Below are 15636 nucleotides of genomic sequence, written 5' to 3' on the forward strand. Positions count from 1 at the left end.
GGGCTAGCTGCTCACCAGACCGTTGCGGTAGGCCCAGATCACCACGTGCACTCGGGTGCTGACCTCGAGTTTGCGGCAGATGTTGCCGATGTGGGTCTTTACCGTACTCTGCTCGAGTCGCAGTGATCGGGCGATCTCGCTGTTGCCCAGCCCTGTCGCGAGCAATTGCACCACCTCCATCTCCCGGAGACTCAGGTCGTGTTGTGGGGCAGTGCTTCTCGCCGATCGCTGTGGTGCCCCGCGTCGCGCGAACTCCGCCATCAACCGCGGGGTGACGCGCGGCGACAGGGCCGCTCCGCCGGCGGCGACGGTCGTCACGGCGTCGGCGAGCTCGTCCGGATCTGCGTCCTTGAGCAGAAATCCGGATGCACCGCTGTCGAGTGCGGCGAACACGTACTCGTCGAGATCGAAGGTGGTCACGACGATGATGCGAACATCGTCGAATCGCGCCAGGATTTCCCGTGTCGCGGTGAGTCCGTCGCCGTTCGGCATCCGAATGTCCATCAGTACGACGTCGGGCTGCATCGCCGAGACCTGTTGAACGGCATGACGTCCCGACGAGGCGTGTCCGACGACCTCGATAGTGGAATTGCCGGCCAGGAACAGCTCGAATCCCTGCCGAACCACGGGTTGATCATCGACGATCAGTACTCTGATCATGCCGATACCCCGTCGGGACGCGAGATTTTGCCGTCGACCGGTAGTTGCGCGCGCACCACCCAGCCTCTGCCGTCGGCGAGCTCATTCGGCCCGGCTTCCAGCGTCCCGCCGAACAGGGCTGCTCGCTCCCGCATGCCGGGAATCCCGAATCCCTGACCCGAGGAATCGTCATGACCGGAGGTGGGGGAGGCAATCGTGTTGGAAACGGTCACCTCGACATTCGAGGCTCCAGTGCTGACCTGGACCAGCGCGGCGCAACCGGGTGCGTGGCGTCGAGCATTGGACAGTGACTCCTGCACGATGCGAAAGCACGTCAACTGCACCGCGCTGTCCATGCGGGCTGCGTCGCCAGTGACCTCGAAGTCGATGGAGGCGAACGACATTCGAGACTGTTCGACGAGGTCGGTGATATCGGAGATCATGGGCTGTGGTGCGCCGCCGTCATTGTCGGTCGGGCGCAGGATGCCGACAATTTGGCGGAGACTGTCGAGGGTGCGCTGACCGTGTCCGATTGCGCCGGTGAGTAGTTCGCGTGCCTGCTCGGGGTCGCTCGTGATGAGAGTCCTCGAAGCCTTGGCCTGGATGAGCATGCCGGTGAGGTGATGGGCTGCGACGTCGTGCAATTCGCGTGCCATGGTGCGCCGCTCGTTGTCCAGAGCTGTCTCCAGGCGTTCCCGGTGCGCCGATTCGGCCCGCCCCAGTGCCGCCTCGCTCTCCAGTTCCTGGGCCCGGCCACGTGCGATGTATTTACCCAGCGCGATGAGCACCGTGTAGTTGATGGCCAGGTTGGCGATCTGTTCGGCCACCACTCCGACGGTGCCGCCAGGTCCGGCTGCGGCGTCGGGAAAGGACAGGCGTGTATCGACGCTGACCAGGATCTCCAGTATCAAACCTGCGCCGAGGGGAACGAAGAGTCGCGGGCCGCTCACACGAATTGCCAACGCGGCGATGGCGAACCAGTACAGGGGAGTGAAACCCAAAGTGCGCTCGGGTAATACGAGGATGAGTGTCACGCTGATCGCGACCACAGTCGAGTACGAGAAGACAGGGTAGGTCCGGCGGACGCAGGTCGCCGCTGTCATCGCCAGTACTGCGACGACACTTACCGTGATCAGGGCCGGGCTCTCGACGAGTTCGTCTCTGGTGTCGCCGACCATGCCCGTCGAGAGTTGGAATGCGGCGTAGACGACGGTGGCCAGCAGCATCTCGACGGGCAGGACCACCGGATTACGCGGCCGCCAGGAAGGGCGGAACGTGTTCGGTATCCGGGACCTGTCCATCATCAGCGTCGACTCCGTTCTCCTGCAGTGTCTTTCGAGCCTACTGCAGTATCTTTCGCGTGCCCAGGGCTCTTGGTTCCCAGCACCCACAGCGGTCCGGTGACGAACCAGAAGAACGTGATGACGCCGAGCGGTTGCACCACTGTTTTCAACGCTGCTGCCTGATCCGAGTCTGCCACGGTGGCCGCCAGCACGTAGGTGATAGCCAGCGCTATCGCGGCAGCGCACAGCCATTTCGCGAATCCTCGGATCTCGTTGCGGTAGGCCTGCGGTCCGGTCTTGGGTGGCGTGGACGGTGCCGGTCCTCCCGCAAACCTGTGGGCGAAGCGCACGTCCAGCCAGGCCACAGTGGAGTGTGCGAATACGAGGGTCCAACCGAGGTAGATACCGGCGAGACGGTGAGCGAACTCGACCTCCCCACCGCGATGCAAGTCGACGGCGACGGCAGCGACGAGGACGAGATCGAGGACCGGAAGCAGAGCCAGCACGACTGTGCTGGCTCGCCGCATCCGAGCCAGGTAGCGCACGCACAGGCCGCCGAGGACCAGCACCCAGAACCCGACTTCGCAGACGGCGATGGTGAGCAGAATCGGATTGTCCATGGTCCGATCTCACGCGAGTCGACTCTGATGCGGTACCCCGCCGCGGCGTCGTAGCTGGTGATTCCTACCGACGTACGACGCGGCAGTCCACCGAAAGTCGTAGTAGGCCGCACTACTGTGGAAATTACGCATACGGGACACGAAAAGGGAGTCGACGATGGCAGGCAAGAAGATCGACAGAGTCCATGCACAGTCCGCGCTGGAAACGGTTCGCGAGAATCCCGGTATTGCATTGATTGCCGCCGCACCTGCATTGGTGGTGCTCGCGGTGGTGTGGTGGCTTCTCGGATTTCCTGCCGCGCTGATTCTGCTGATCGCCGCAGGCGGTGCCGGCTACCTGTATCTCCGGAACCGTTAGTCGGGTCTACGCGCCGTCGGAATCGGCGCGGGGGATGCAGAATTCGGTGATCGTGGCGGTACTTGCTGCCAGCTCGGCCCAGCTGCATTCGGTGGTCAGCACAGCGATCGCCGAGGTGGGAAAGCGGTGTCGCACTTCGCGGGCCACGTCGGTGTCGTCGTCGACGGCCAGTTCGAGTGCCGTCCACGGAATTCCGGGCTCGTGCCCGACGACCAACAGCGTCGAGACGGTCACGTCGTCGAAGTAGGTGTCCGCCAGTTTGATTTCGTCGATGATTTCGTCGGCCGAACCACCGTAGATGTCTCGCTCGAAGCGGGTGGGTGCATCGCCGAGGCCGGTGGCGGCCAAGGTCTCGCGAGTCCGCAGAGCCGTCGAGCACAACACGGCGTCGACGACCCCGACGTGCTCGGTGATCCAGGCTCCTGCCAGTCCTGCTTCCCGTTGGCCGCGTGGAGCCAGTGGCCGCTCGTGGTCGGGCACGCCGTCGGGGTAGCCGGATTTTCCGTGCCGCATCAGCACGAGGGTCCTAGTGGTCGCCATGCCGTCCACCGTAAACGGTCAGGGCAACCTCGTCGGGGACGACGTTCACCGGCTCGGGGAAAACGAACTTCCGCATTGCCCACCACCGGAAGGCGGTGGCGAGCAGGGTGCCGACAATGGAGCCACTGACGAAGTCCGCGATGTTCTCGGTGATGAAAGACACGTTGGGAGCGCGCAGATCCAGCACGTAACTCGACACCCAGAGCGGCAATTGGTTGATGGCCAGACCGGTCCCGGCGACGGCGAAGAACAGCGCTGCTTCGTGATGGCGACGTCGTCCGCCGCGGGCAGTGAACGACCATTCCCGGTTGAGGACGTACGACACGATCGTCGCGATCAGCACGGCCAGAACATTGGCTGTCACCGGCTTGTCCTGCAGGATCGTCCACTTCAAGCCGAAGAACAGCACGACGGTGACGACGAAGGTGATTGCTCCGACGATGAGGAACTTCAGAGCCTCGGCGTGCTTGACGAGGGGCGCGAGCCAACGCTCGGGAACGTGGTCGGTGAGGCGGTCGGACACATGCATCCCGTCGACGTTACCTCGAGTAACGGGTTGGGTAGTCCCATCAACGATAGGCTCGCGGCACTATGGGCCGCCCGAAAACCAGTGCTCGCTTGTCCGTTCTGATCGTCTTCTTCGTCAACGGCGCGGTGTTCGCCAACTGGGCACCCCGCATTCCCGAGATCCAGAACTCGTTGTCCATCGATGTAGCCACGCTGGGTCTCGCACTTGCCGGGGTCGGTGTCGGCGGGCTTGCCGCAGCACCCGTTGCCGCCGTGCTGGTCCACCGATTCGGCAGTCGGTGGGCTGTTCTCGCGTCTGGTCTGTTGTTGTGCGGGGCGTTCGTGCTCCCCGCTGTGGCGGTGTCATGGTGGACGTTGCTGGCAGCTCTGGTCCTGCTCGGCGGGGCCGACGCGGTGATGGACATTTCCATGAACGCCCAGGGAGTTCTCGTCGAGGAGCGGGCCGGTCGGTCTCTGCTCAGTGGCTTTCATGCCGCGTGGAGCGTCGGGGCGGTGGTGGGCGGAGTGGCGGGTTCTGCGGCCGCGGGTGCTCGCCTTCCGGTCGCAGTGCACTTCGGCTTCGTGGCGGTGGTGCTGGTTCTTGCGCTCGCGGCGGTCGGCCGGGGTCTGTTGGGTCCGGATGCGCGGCCGGATGAGTCCGCCGACGGCCCAACTCCTCAGCCGGCCGTCGGCCGTCCGATTGCGGCGCTGGCCATGCTCGGCGCGGTGGTTCTGCTGGCCGGCCTGATGGAGGATTTTCCGCAGTCCTGGAGCGCGGTGTACATGACGACCGAGCAGGGTGCCGGTCCTGGCGCTGCCGGTCTGGCGTTCGTCGCGTTCTCGGTGGCCATGCTGGTGGGACGCCTGGTGGGTGACCGGATCGTCGATCGGTTCGGACCGTCGTCGGTACTGACGGGTGGCGCAGCGCTGGTAGCGGTCGCGTTTGCGGGCATCGCGGGGCTGTCGGTGCTCGCCGTCGACGTGCCTGTTCTGGTCATTGCCGCGTTCGCGGTCGCCGGCCTGGGGTCGAGTCCGCTCTTTCCCATCGTGTTCAGCCTGGCCGGACGGCTTCCTGGCGTCTCGTCGGCTGCGGCGATCTCGACCGTGTCGCTTATCTCGCGTGCCGGATTTCTGCTGGCACCGTTGGTGGTCGGGCGGGTCGTCGAGGCATCGGGCTTCGGGTCGGTATTGGCCGCGATCGCTGCCGCGGGCGTCGTCGTCGCGCTGATCGGGTGGCTATACGGCCGCAAATTTCCCGTGGACTCGGTTCAGGACTGCGGCTCCAGATAAGTGCGTAACAACCGACGTACCTCGTCGGCCGTGAGTTGCTCGGGATACGTCACCGTGAGTGCGCGGTACTGAATTCTGGCCTCGTGCGTGATAGACAAGTCCGGAGTTTACGGTCTCGGTGGTGTGAGAGGCCCGTTGGCAATAGCGAGACGCAGGGCAGTATGCGGCGATGAGTGAATGGTGGTGACTTGATGGCGACCGATGCCGACTCGGGTCTCCGTGACGAATCACGCAGGCGGGCGCTGTCTGTCACCGGTACGGCTGCTCTGGCGCTCGCTCTGGTGGTCGGGTGGGGCGTCGTGTATTTCATCGGCTTGGTGGGTGCGCTGTGGCGTTTTCGTGAGCCGCATGCGCCGGCACCGATCCTCACGATGCACGATCAGTGGACCGATCTCGCGGTCGGCGCACTGCAGGTCGTTGTGGGGGCGATCGCGATCGGCGCGGTGCATCTCGCGCGGCGACGGACTTTGCCGGCGGTGATGCCTCTGCGGCACGGCTCCGCGCGCGAGGCTGCGTTGACTTGGTGTGCTGCGATCGGCGCGGCGTCGGCGATAGTGCTCGTATTGTCGCGACTGAATATCGTTCGGTTCGGGTTCTCTATCCCTGCCTCAGTCGAATGGGATTGGCTTGCAGTCGTTTCGGCGCTCGCTGTCGGTCTGAGGGAGGAGCCGATTCTGGTGGCTCTGCCGGTTCTGCTGTTGGTGGGCAGGATGCCGATCTGGGCGATCATGGGGTTGTCGGCAACGTTGCGGGGCTTCCTGTACCTGTATTTCGGCGGCGGCGGATTCCTGTGGGCAGCCATATGGGGCGCGGCGGCGGTGTGGGTGTATTACCGCTATCGGCGATTGTGGGTGCTGATCCTCATTCATGGCTTCGTGATGAACATCCAGGTCTTCGACCGGGTGATTCCGTCCGACAATTCGGCGACGGTGCTGCAGTGGATCAACATTTTGATCCTGTTCGCGGCCCTGCTGTGGTGGATCACGCCCCGCGCCCTCGATGCGTTCCTGCCGAACACGGTGGCTGTCCGTTCCAACGATCGGGCTGTCGACACGACGCCTGTGGTGACCGACGTCGTGCTGAATCCCGAGAACGCGAACTCCGACCGATCCAGAAACGAACCACCCGTCAAACCCTGACCATGCGCGCCTCGTGGCATTCCCACGTCGGGTCGAAGCGGGCTTCGCCGTCCAGCTCGAACCCGTTCTTGCGATAGAAGGCGATCGCGCGCTCGTTGGCCGCGGCCACCCACAGATACGCAGCGGGAGTGTCCTCACCTAGTGCGTCGTTCATCAACGCCAGTGCAATGCCGGTGCCGTGGTGTCCGGGCAGAACGTTCAACGACCACAATTCCCTGTGTGCAGGCGGATTTTCGTCGCGCGGGGGTCCGCCGGTCGCGAAGCCGACAATGCGTGAGTCGGCGACGTCGACTGCACATCGGGTGCGAACTCCGCGCGCCGACGACTCGTCGCGATGGGCGATGATCTGCTCCCACCGATGGATGCGGTGCGCGGGCCTCATCGCATCCAACTTCGCACCGTTCATCATTCCCGCATACGTTGCCTTCCAGATCGCAACGTGTGCTGTACCGATCTGCTGCTCGTCGCCGGGCCGGATGTCACGAATCGAGTAGCTGCGCATGGTGCCGTTATACCGGCCCGAACTCGGTGACCGAATCGAATTTTCTTGTCGGACCCCTCTCGTACTATCGAATACATGTTCGATACCGGGGGGTGGGGAGCGGTGGAGACGCCGTCGGTCGATGACTGTATTGCGGGGTTTCTCGATGTCATCGCGCTCAGCCGTGTTCAGGAAAACCTCGCGCGGGCAGCGACTTTGCTCGCATACTGCGACGTACTCGAGATGCGTCTCGAGGCCGCCGAAGCCGCTGACGGAGATCCCGGAGAGACCGTCCGCGGCGCGTTGTGCGACTTGGCCGTGACGATGACCGGTACGCGTCGTGATGCGGGGGTGATGCACGACGTTGCGGAGCGTTTACATCGAATGCCGTTGACGGCCTTGCGTTTCGTGACCGGCAGCTTCGACTGGTCGACGGTGGTCACCATCACCTCGGTGTTGCATCGCGCCAGTGACGAGACCATCTCGACAATCGAATACGAGGTCTGCGCCGCAGGGGGCCGAATGCGTCCGCAGGCCTTGCGGAACCGAATCTGGCGGTTGTGGATGAGGGCCGATCCGGACGGCGCTGCGCAGGCTCGCGAGACCGCGAAGTCGGAGGAAGTCGGAGTGCGGATCGACCGCGCCGGTCCCGGCGGTATTTCGTCGCTCATCGCAAAAATCACGCATCTCGAGGCGGCCGAAGCGGATGCGCTCATCGTCGAGATTGTGGGGACTGTCTGCAAGGACGATCCGCGGTCGACGGGGATGCTGCGGGCGGCGGGACTGATGGCGTTGCTACACGGCGAACATTCGCTGGCCTGTCAGTGCGATCTGGGCGACGACTGCCCGGTTGCGGGTGGCACCGATGATCTCCCTCCTCGGCGCGGGCATCTCCTTCAGATCGTGGTGGCGGTGGAGACGCTGCTGGGACTGTCCTCGGATCCCGCGTCCTTGGCGGACGGGACGCCCATCGATCCGGAGGTGGCGCGCATCGTCGCCACCGACGCGAAATGGCAGGCCATGCTGACCGAGTTGGTCGACATGCTCAAACCCGAGGGAAACAGTCCCGACGACGGCGACGACGGCGACGACGGCGAGGGCGACGAGGGCGATGACGGCCCTGAGGGCGGTGAGTGCGGCGACGACGACGAGGGCGACGACGGCCCTGAGGGCGGTGAGTGCGGCGACGACGGCGAGGGCGACGACGGCCCTGAGGGCGGTAACCCGAAAGGTGGAGGACCGTCTGGCAGAGGGCCGGATGACGGTGACCCGAACGACGTGAATCCTGATGGCAATTCCGGCCCTGACGGCGATGGCGGTCCCGACGGCCATGGCGGTTCCGACGGCGATTCCGGTCCCGACGACGACGCGGGTCCAGACGGCGGCGACCGGGACGACCGTCGCGGAAGAGGCCCGGACGGCGTTGGAGACTCGCAGCGCGGTGAGTGCAGCAGTCGAGACCCGGGCAGCAGTAAGCACCCGGGTAGCGGTCAGGACCCAGGCTTGCGGTTGTCGACCGGTTCGTTGCTACGTCGAGTGGTGGGCATCGGGCGCGTGCGCGCTGCCGGCGAGCTTCCGTCGATACTCGGGTCAGGTGACTGCGCGAATTCACCCGCCGCCCCTGTGCTGGGGGAGGAGTCTGTCCGCGATGGGCTGGTCGCGCGGTGGCTCGCATGGATTGCCGAGAAGCCCGAGCGTGCTCGGGGCATCTTTCCCGACGGCCACGGCGGGGAGCGCAGTCCATCTCAGGCTGCGGTGACCTATCGACCCAGTGCCCGCGTCGCTGCTGTCGTTCGGGCGGCGTATCGCACGTGCACGTTCCCCCGTTGCGACGTGCCGTCGGCGCGGTGCCAGATCGATCATCTGGTGCCGTTCGATCAGGACGATCCGCGGCGGGGAGGTTGGACCATCGTGACCAATCTTCAACCGGTGTGCGTGTTCCATCATCAGGCGAAGACCTCGAAAACGTGGTCGGCGGCGATGGTGGCCGGAGGGGTGATTCTGTGGTCGAACTCGCTCGGGTTGCGCTCGATCACGTTGCCGGACTTCTCGATCGGATCGCACGCGGGTCGCAGCCGACGTCGGAAGCGGTCTTCAAGGAAGGTGACGTCCCTGTCCGAACCCACCCGATGGGAACTCGACTACAGCGGGTCCGCACCCCCGACGCTCGCGGACTTCCGTGCTGCCTCGACGGACTCGGCAAGGAAGAGGCTCGCAGAGAAGAGGCGGGCCTATCTCGAGCATTGCCGCGTTGTACACGCCCGCATACGACAGGACTGGAGTCGATACGATCCCGCGCCCTTCTGACGCCGGGACTGCCGGTGCCCGATAGGTGGTCAGGGTCACGCACCTGCTACCTTGAACGCCGTTCAAGTATCTGGGGCAGGTGATCGCCCCTTCCTCGAGGAGCCACCGTGTCAGGTATCGACAGCAGTACTCGCCCGCCGAGCCGTAAGGTCGGTCGAATGAACGTCTCCGCCCGCGACATGGCGCAGATCGCGGTCTTCGCGGCGCTCATCGCCGCGCTCGGACTACCGGGATCGATCACGGTGGGCTTCTCCGGAGTCCCGATCACCCTGCAGACACTCGGCATCATCCTGGCCGGCGCAGTTCTGGGACCACGCAAGGGCACGGCCGCAGTACTGGTGTTCCTCGCCCTGACAATGATCGGCCTGCCGCTGCTGGCGGGCGGACGCACCGGCCTCGCGGCGATGGCCGGCCCCACCGTCGGATACCTGATCGGCTGGATTCCGGCAGCGCTGATCATCGGTTGGCTCACCGCCCGCATCCTGCCGAAGTACTCGATCGTGCTCGGACTGCTGATCAACGCCGTCGGCGGAATCCTCGTTATCTATATCTTCGGCACCATCGGATTGCTGCTCCGCACCGACGTCGGGCTCTGGGCCGCGATCACCACCAACGGACCATTCCTGCCCGGCGACATCGCGAAGGTCGTCGTCGCCACGGTCGTGGCCAAGAGCGTGCACCGCGCTTACCCGGGACTGATCAAGGCGTGACTTTCACGCTGGGAGGTCGAGGCCAGGACACCGCCATCGTCTGGCGCGGTCGCAGTCTCACTTACGCCGAACTCGACGCCGCCGTCGAGCAGTGGCCTCACCTCCCGGCACACGCCCAATCACACGACGCCCAATCACACGACGCGTCAGCACTGGATCTGCCGGACGCGTTGGTCTGTGTTGTCGCGGCGGCTCGGCAGGGGTGCGCGGTGCGAGTCGAGGACCCGGCCGCCGGGCCCGAACGCAGCGGCGACCCCGACCCCGGCACCTTCCTGCTGGTTGCAACCTCCGGTTCCACCGGCAGGCCCAAGCCGCTCGCGCGAACCGCGGCGTCGTGGGTCGACAGCTTCGCCGAGTTCACCGACATCACCGGCATCCGTCCCACCGATTCGGTAGCGATCACCGGACCCCTGCACGCCACGATGCATCTGTTCGCGGCCTTGCATGCGCTGTGGCTCGGTGCCTGTGTCACCGACGATCAGGCGCAGGCCACGGTGGTACATGCGGTCCCCGCTGTGTTGCGGGACGTCGCTCCGCGGATGCCGCACCTTCGGATTGCGGTCGTTGCTGGAACGATGCTGGACTCCGTTGCAGCTCAGTCTGTTCCGGACAGCGTGAGACTGGTCGAATATTATGGGGCCGCCGAGTTGTCCTTGATCGCAGCGAGGGTCGTGGGTGAGCAGCCGACGCTGGCGCTGCTTCGCGACGTCGAGGTGCGCACCGACGACGGTTACCTGTTCGTGCGGTCCCCCTACGCCGCCTCGAGTGCACGTGATTGGTTCGCCGTCGGCGACCTGGCCGACGTGCGTGGCCGGGAACTCGTCGTCCACGGGCGCGGAGATGCGGCGATCAACGTCGGCGGCACCACCGTGATCGCCGAGGACGTCGAGCGAATTCTGGTCTCGATCGACGGCGTCCTCGCCGCCGCGGCGATCGGCACTCCGCACTCCGTTCTCGGCGAAACAGTCTCTGCCGTCGTCGAACTCGACGGTTCACGCGATCTGGACGTGGTGCGCGCCGATGCCCGAGCGATCATGACCAAAGAGGCACTACCGAGGCGGTGGACGGTGGTACAGCAGTTGCCCCGCACCGCCAGCGGAAAAATCGCACGCGGGGCACTGCTAGCTCGAGGAGCACTGGCGTGACGCCCACACCCGTTGTTGTTGCGGGTAAACGGACCGCCATCGGTATCGCGGGGCACGGGTTCGCCGATGTCACGGCACCTCACTTGGCGGTACCGGTTCTGAAAGCTGTTGCTGCAGAGATCGATCCGCTCGGTATTCCGATCGACGACGTGATTCTCGGCAACTGCCTCGGCCCGGGCGGTGACGTCGCCCGAGTGGCGGCGTTGGGTGCCGGGCTCGGGTTCGCTGTCCCCGGGGTCACCGTCGATCGGCAGTGTGGATCAGGGTTGGATGCGTTGGCCCAGGCCGCGTCGCGCATCCGGAGCGGCGACGAGACGATGGTTCTGGCCGGGGGAGTCGAATCTGCGAGTACCAGCCCGTGGCGGTTCTGGCCGCCCGTCGGCGACGCGGAGCCGGTCCGCTACACCCGAGCGCCGTTCGCACCCGACGGGTTCGACGACCCGGACATGGGTGTTGCGGCGGATAATCTCGCGCGGCGTCGTGGGATCGGTCGCGAACGCCAGGATGCCTATGCCGCACGGTCTTTCGCCCGAGCGGCAGCGTACGACTTCTCCGCGGAAATCGTGGCTGTGAACAACATGGCTACCGACGAGCGCATTCGGCCCAACATGACGGCGCAGCGCCTGAGCAGGTTGCGCCCCACGTTCAGCACGGACGGGACTGTGACCGCCGGTAATTCGTGTGGAATCTCCGACGGCGCAGCCGTTCTGGCGGTCACCAGCCTCGAGCGAGCCGCAGGCATGCCGGCGCTGCGCATTCTCGGCAGCGCTGTTGCCGGGTCCGATCCTGCCCTTCCCGGGCTCGGACCGGTACCCGCGATCGACAAACTGCTCGCCCGCACCGGGGTGGCGCTGAGCGACATCGAAACAGTCGAGATCACCGAGGCCTTCGCGTCGGTCGTGCTTGCCGTCGCGGACGAGCTCGGCATCGACGAGGACCGCATCTGCCCGGACGGTGGTGCCATCGCAATGGGGCATCCGTGGGGAGCGTCGGGCGCAATATTGTTGGTGCGGTTGCTCTCTCGTATGCTGCAGCCCGGAGGCCCTGCGCTGGGGCTGGCGGCCTGCGCTATCGGCGGCGGGCAGGGAATAGCAATGCTGGTGGAGAGAGTGTCATGAGTACGGTCGCCTTCGAGAACATCTCTCACGCATTCGGCGAGCGGCAGGTGTTGCGCGGCATCGATCTCGAATTCGACGAACGCCGTATCGGCATCATCGGGTCCAATGGATCGGGAAAATCCACGCTGGCCCGCATGATCAACGGGTTGATCAAGCCCGATACCGGCCGGGTCACGGTCGACGGAATCGACGCGGCGAAGAAGGGCGCGCAGGTCCGCAAGAAGGTCGGCTTCGTCTTCACCGATCCCGACTCTCAGATCGTCATGCCCACCGTCGCAGAGGATCTCGCGTTCTCGCTGCGGAGGTCCGGGCTCAGCAAGGCCGAGGTGGCCGAGCGTGTCGACGAGATGCTCGTCAGGTTTCGACTCGATCGGCACCGCGACCACCCTGCGCATCTGCTGTCCGGTGGACAGAAGCAGTTGCTCGCCATCGGGGCCGTCCTCATCCGGCGGCCGGAGGTGATCGTCGCGGACGAGCCGACGACGTTGCTCGATCTGCGTAACGGCCGCGTCGTCGCAGACGCCTTGAATTCGATGGACCAGCAGGTCATCGTCGTGACTCATCAGCTGGCGTTGCTGGACGGTTTCGAGCGCGTCATCGTCATCGACGACGGGCGCATTGCATTCGACGGCACCCCGGCTGCCGCGGTCCCGGCCTACCGCGAGTTGATCGGATGATCGGTCTCTACCGCCCCGGTGATTCGTTGCTGCATCGGATGAGTCCGGGATCGAAACTGCTGGCGCTGACCGTGGCCATCCTGGCGACGGTGATTTTTGCACGCACACCCCTCGAGGTCGGTGTGGTTGCCGTGGTGGTCGCAGTACTGTTCGCGGTCGCCCGCATCCCTGCGAAAGTAGCTCTGGCGCAACTACGTCCGGTGCTGTGGATGCTGCTGATCATTGGCGTGTTCCAGGTGATCATCACCACCTGGCAACGCGCAGTGGTGGTCTGCGGAGTGCTGATCGTCTCCGTCGCGTTGGCCGCTTTGGTCACGCTGACCACCCGGGTCACCGACATGCTCGATACCGTCACCCGAGCCCTCGGTCCCGTCCGCCGCTTCGGCGTCGACCCGGATCGAATCGGTTTGCTTCTCGCCCTTGCCATTCGCTGCATACCGTTGTTGGCGTCGATCGTGCAGGAAGTGTCGCAGGCAAGAAAGGCCCGCGGCCTGCAGTGGTCGATGACGGCCCTGGCCACACCGGTGTTGGTGCGTGCGCTCCGTACCGCCGATGCGATGGGCGACGCTCTGGTGGCGCGCGGTGTTGACGACGACGGTGTGGACGACGACGGTGCGGATGACGACGGTGCAGATGACGAGTGATCTTCTCACCGCGCGGATAGCGCAGCACTGCGATCGGGCGGACATCGCGATCGTCGACGCGACCGGTCGGATCACGTACCGGGATCTGTGGCGTCGGGTGGAACGTGCGGCCGCTTCGATGGCCGGGATGCATCGAATCGCGGTGTTGCCGACGTCGGACATCGACTCGCTGATCGTCGTCGCGGCCGCGATGCATGCCGGCGTGAGTGTCGTTCTGCTGCATCGGCATCTGCTACCCGGCGAATTCGTCGACGCGATGTCGGTCGCTGCACCGTCGCTCATCGTGGCCCATCCGCGTCAGCACGCACGATTGCACAGGTGGGGTGCCGACGCGGTGCTGGCACCCGAGCAGCTCGCCGGCGACCGTGTTGCGCGCGTCGATCCGCCGGCACGCAGCGCCGAACTGCTCGTGGGCATCACCTCTGGAACCACCGGCCCACCGAAATTGTTCGTTCGTGATCAGGCGTCCTGGGCGGCCACGCTCGACCGTTCCGATTCTCTGTTCGATCTCGGTCCGGGCGACAGAGTGTCTGCATCGGGAACTCTCGATCACACGCACTTTCTCTACGGTGCGTTGCACGGGCTTACTCGCGGCGCGACGGTGGACCTGCGCTCGGCGGCTGCTGCTCTCGAAGATGTTCCGACACACCTGTATTCGGTACCGACGATCGCCTGGGACATCGCGCGGTCGAACGTGCAGTACCCCAGCGTCCGCGAGGTGCTGTCGTCTGCGGCGAGATGGCCGCAGTCGGGTCGGGCGGCACTTGCCACGGTGCTACCGAACGCGACCATGACGCACTTTTACGGCGCGTCGGAACTGAGCTTCGTCTCCTACGACCGTCGAACGTCCGAGGGCGCGGGGATCGAGGGGGCGGGGATCGAGGGGGCGCTGTTCGACGGCGTCGAGGTGGAGACCAGGGGAGAACTGCTGCACGTGCGCAGCGACATGCTGTTCGACGGCTATCTGAGTCGGGTGGGTGAGCACACCACCCTGACGGGCGGACCGGTCGACGGGTGGATGACGGTCGGTGATCGCGGCAGCGTCGACCAGGGCCGGCTGACCTTGCTCGGCCGCGGCAGCGAGACGATCGTTCGAGCCGGCCTCACGGTCGAGTTGCCCCCGATCGAGGCGGCGCTGTTGTCGGTCCCCGGTGTTCTCGATGCCGGAGTTCTGGGCTTGCCCGATGATCGAGCGGGGGAGATACCGGCCGCCGGAGTTGTTGTAGCAGAGAATGATTCACCGACGGTAGCGCAGATACGGCGGCACCTGCGTTCGTTGCTACCCGACCCGAGTCTGCCCGTCGTCATCGCGATCGTCGACGGTTTGCCGCGTACCCCGCGCGGCAAGCTCGATCGTCAGGCCTTGGGTGCAACCTTGGCGACGGTCCGGACCGTCGGTTCGCCCGAGGCTCCGGTGACGACGAACCAGACGGTCAGCGCTCCACCCTCGTAGCGGTGACGCAGCGTCACGCGTTCGTTCGCCAGTACCGGCGTGAGGTATTCGATGACGGCGCGGTGGGGCGCTGCGGCCAGGTGCGGCAAGTCCACGAGCAGTTCTTCGACCGCGTGCCAGTACGCCGCGTTGTTGAGGTGATTGAAGGGGTCGATATCGGTTGCGCGCAAGGGGAATTCGGTGTCGCTCTGGGATTGCGACGGTACCGGTTCGGTCAGCCACGCCTTCCAGCGCAAGCGGTGCTGATCGGTGGTCTTGGCCAGCATCTCCAGTGCCCCGTCGCTGATGCGTGTCGGCATGCCGGTGTCCTTGCTGATGTTGATCCAGAAGCCCTCGGTCTCGATGCGACCACCCTTGGGGGTCGTCACCGCCACCCGCATGTTGGACCACCGCGTCGACATCGAGGAACACCAGCGCCGGAGGTGCACGCGGTCGGGAAAGTGGATGGGCTCGAAGACGTCGATGACGGTGCGTCGCACGATCCACATCGGGTCGGTCTTACCCAGAGGGGTGGCGTCGAGATTGTCGGTGCCGATGTCCTGGAGGTAGCGCGCGACACCGTCGAACCGGAGTCGGTTGTTGGGGTCGATGTCGCCGGTACGTACTGGCCAGCTCGTCTCGAAGCCTTCACCGGGCGGCGGCTCGGGTGCCAGTTCGTCGTCGAAGCCGGCCGGTTCCACGCGTGCATTGGTCACGTCCGCACTGTACGCGGGTGGACCCACGTG

General features: G+C 65.3%; 17 protein-coding genes. 10 read left to right on the forward strand and 7 right to left on the reverse strand.

The genetic code is table 11. The features are described from left to right. Positions 1–3: 3 nt before the first annotated feature. Genes JLZ96_RS20730 through JLZ96_RS20740 form a run of 3 tightly spaced genes read right to left on the reverse strand, consistent with a single transcriptional unit; the run spans position 4 to position 2542 of the window. Entirely contained in the window at positions 4–660 is a 657-nt protein-coding gene (locus JLZ96_RS20730) for a response regulator transcription factor (RefSeq protein WP_048316135.1), read from the reverse strand. Beyond that, positions 657–1943, reverse strand: coding sequence for a sensor histidine kinase (locus JLZ96_RS20735; RefSeq protein WP_201011141.1), 1287 nt, complete (start codon positions 1941–1943; stop codon positions 657–659). Before JLZ96_RS20735 ends, JLZ96_RS20730 begins: the two co-directional genes overlap by 4 nt. Continuing rightward, positions 1943–2542: a hypothetical protein gene (locus tag JLZ96_RS20740; protein WP_236254189.1), complete on the reverse strand. Its 600-nt coding sequence runs from the start codon at positions 2540–2542 to the stop codon at positions 1943–1945. The genes JLZ96_RS20735 and JLZ96_RS20740 overlap by 1 nt, the downstream gene beginning before the upstream one ends. Positions 2543–2699: 157 nt before the next feature. On the opposite strand from JLZ96_RS20740, the gene JLZ96_RS20745 reads away from it, so the two are divergent. Further along, entirely contained in the window at positions 2700–2900 is a 201-nt protein-coding gene (locus JLZ96_RS20745) for a membrane protein (protein ID WP_027498199.1), read from the forward strand. Positions 2901–2906: 6 nt separating this feature from the next. On the opposite strand, the gene JLZ96_RS20750 is transcribed toward JLZ96_RS20745, so the two are convergent. Together JLZ96_RS20750 and JLZ96_RS20755 are read right to left on the reverse strand one after the other, a co-directional pair. Further along, entirely contained in the window at positions 2907–3440 is a 534-nt protein-coding gene (locus JLZ96_RS20750) for a histidine phosphatase family protein (RefSeq protein WP_027498198.1), read from the reverse strand. After that, positions 3427–3969, reverse strand: a complete 543-nt coding sequence (locus JLZ96_RS20755) for a GtrA family protein (protein WP_027498197.1) — start codon at positions 3967–3969, stop codon at positions 3427–3429. The genes JLZ96_RS20750 and JLZ96_RS20755 overlap by 14 nt, the downstream gene beginning before the upstream one ends. Before the next feature lie 62 nt (positions 3970–4031). Between JLZ96_RS20755 and JLZ96_RS20760 the strand changes: the two genes are divergently transcribed. Both JLZ96_RS20760 and JLZ96_RS20765 read left to right on the forward strand, forming a co-directional pair. After that, the gene (locus JLZ96_RS20760; protein WP_201011142.1) at positions 4032–5237 is read left to right on the forward strand and encodes an MFS transporter; all 1206 of its coding nucleotides are present in this window, start codon (positions 4032–4034) and stop codon (positions 5235–5237) included. Positions 5238–5428: 191 nt separating this feature from the next. Further along, entirely contained in the window at positions 5429–6376 is a 948-nt protein-coding gene (locus JLZ96_RS20765; protein WP_201011143.1) for a CPBP family intramembrane glutamic endopeptidase, read from the forward strand. Here the strand turns inward: JLZ96_RS20765 and JLZ96_RS20770 are convergent. After that, positions 6366–6878, reverse strand: coding sequence for a GNAT family N-acetyltransferase (locus JLZ96_RS20770; protein WP_201011144.1), 513 nt, complete (start codon positions 6876–6878; stop codon positions 6366–6368). The genes JLZ96_RS20765 and JLZ96_RS20770 overlap by 11 nt on opposite strands. A gap of 75 nt (positions 6879–6953) precedes the next feature. On the opposite strand from JLZ96_RS20770, the gene JLZ96_RS20775 reads away from it, so the two are divergent. The 7 genes from JLZ96_RS20775 to JLZ96_RS20805 all read left to right on the forward strand — a co-directional run bounded on the left by JLZ96_RS20775 (position 6954) and on the right by JLZ96_RS20805 (position 14911). Continuing rightward, on the forward strand, positions 6954–9164 hold the full coding sequence (locus JLZ96_RS20775; protein WP_201011145.1) for an HNH endonuclease signature motif containing protein: 2211 nt from the start codon (positions 6954–6956) through the stop codon (positions 9162–9164). 158 nt (positions 9165–9322) lie between these two features. Beyond that, on the forward strand, positions 9323–9874 hold the full coding sequence (locus JLZ96_RS20780) for a biotin transporter BioY (RefSeq protein ID WP_371828234.1): 552 nt from the start codon (positions 9323–9325) through the stop codon (positions 9872–9874). Next, positions 9871–11019 (forward strand): AMP-binding protein, encoded by a 1149-nt coding sequence (locus JLZ96_RS20785; protein WP_201011146.1) that lies wholly within the window; start codon positions 9871–9873, stop codon positions 11017–11019. The genes JLZ96_RS20780 and JLZ96_RS20785 overlap by 4 nt, the downstream gene beginning before the upstream one ends. Next, complete coding sequence (locus JLZ96_RS20790) at positions 11016–12137, forward strand: thiolase family protein (protein ID WP_201011147.1); 1122 nt, start codon at positions 11016–11018, stop codon at positions 12135–12137. The genes JLZ96_RS20785 and JLZ96_RS20790 overlap by 4 nt, the downstream gene beginning before the upstream one ends. Continuing rightward, positions 12134–12814, forward strand: a complete 681-nt coding sequence (locus JLZ96_RS20795) for an energy-coupling factor ABC transporter ATP-binding protein (protein ID WP_032369706.1) — start codon at positions 12134–12136, stop codon at positions 12812–12814. The genes JLZ96_RS20790 and JLZ96_RS20795 overlap by 4 nt, the downstream gene beginning before the upstream one ends. Then, positions 12811–13458 carry an energy-coupling factor transporter transmembrane protein EcfT gene (locus tag JLZ96_RS20800; protein ID WP_201011148.1) on the forward strand — a complete coding sequence of 216 codons (648 nt, stop codon included), beginning with the start codon at positions 12811–12813 and terminating at the stop codon, positions 13456–13458. Before JLZ96_RS20795 ends, JLZ96_RS20800 begins: the two co-directional genes overlap by 4 nt. Continuing rightward, complete coding sequence (locus tag JLZ96_RS20805; RefSeq protein ID WP_236254190.1) at positions 13349–14911, forward strand: AMP-binding protein; 1563 nt, start codon at positions 13349–13351, stop codon at positions 14909–14911. Before JLZ96_RS20800 ends, JLZ96_RS20805 begins: the two co-directional genes overlap by 110 nt. On the opposite strand, the gene JLZ96_RS20810 is transcribed toward JLZ96_RS20805, so the two are convergent. Next, positions 14815–15606, reverse strand: a complete 792-nt coding sequence (locus tag JLZ96_RS20810) for an acyl-[acyl-carrier-protein] thioesterase (RefSeq protein WP_236254191.1) — start codon at positions 15604–15606, stop codon at positions 14815–14817. The genes JLZ96_RS20805 and JLZ96_RS20810 overlap by 97 nt on opposite strands. Positions 15607–15636: the final 30 nt, after the last annotated feature.

This window comes from Rhodococcus sp. NKCM2511, from assembly GCF_014905595.1.
Taxonomy (GTDB): domain Bacteria; phylum Actinomycetota; class Actinomycetes; order Mycobacteriales; family Mycobacteriaceae; genus Rhodococcoides; species Rhodococcoides fascians.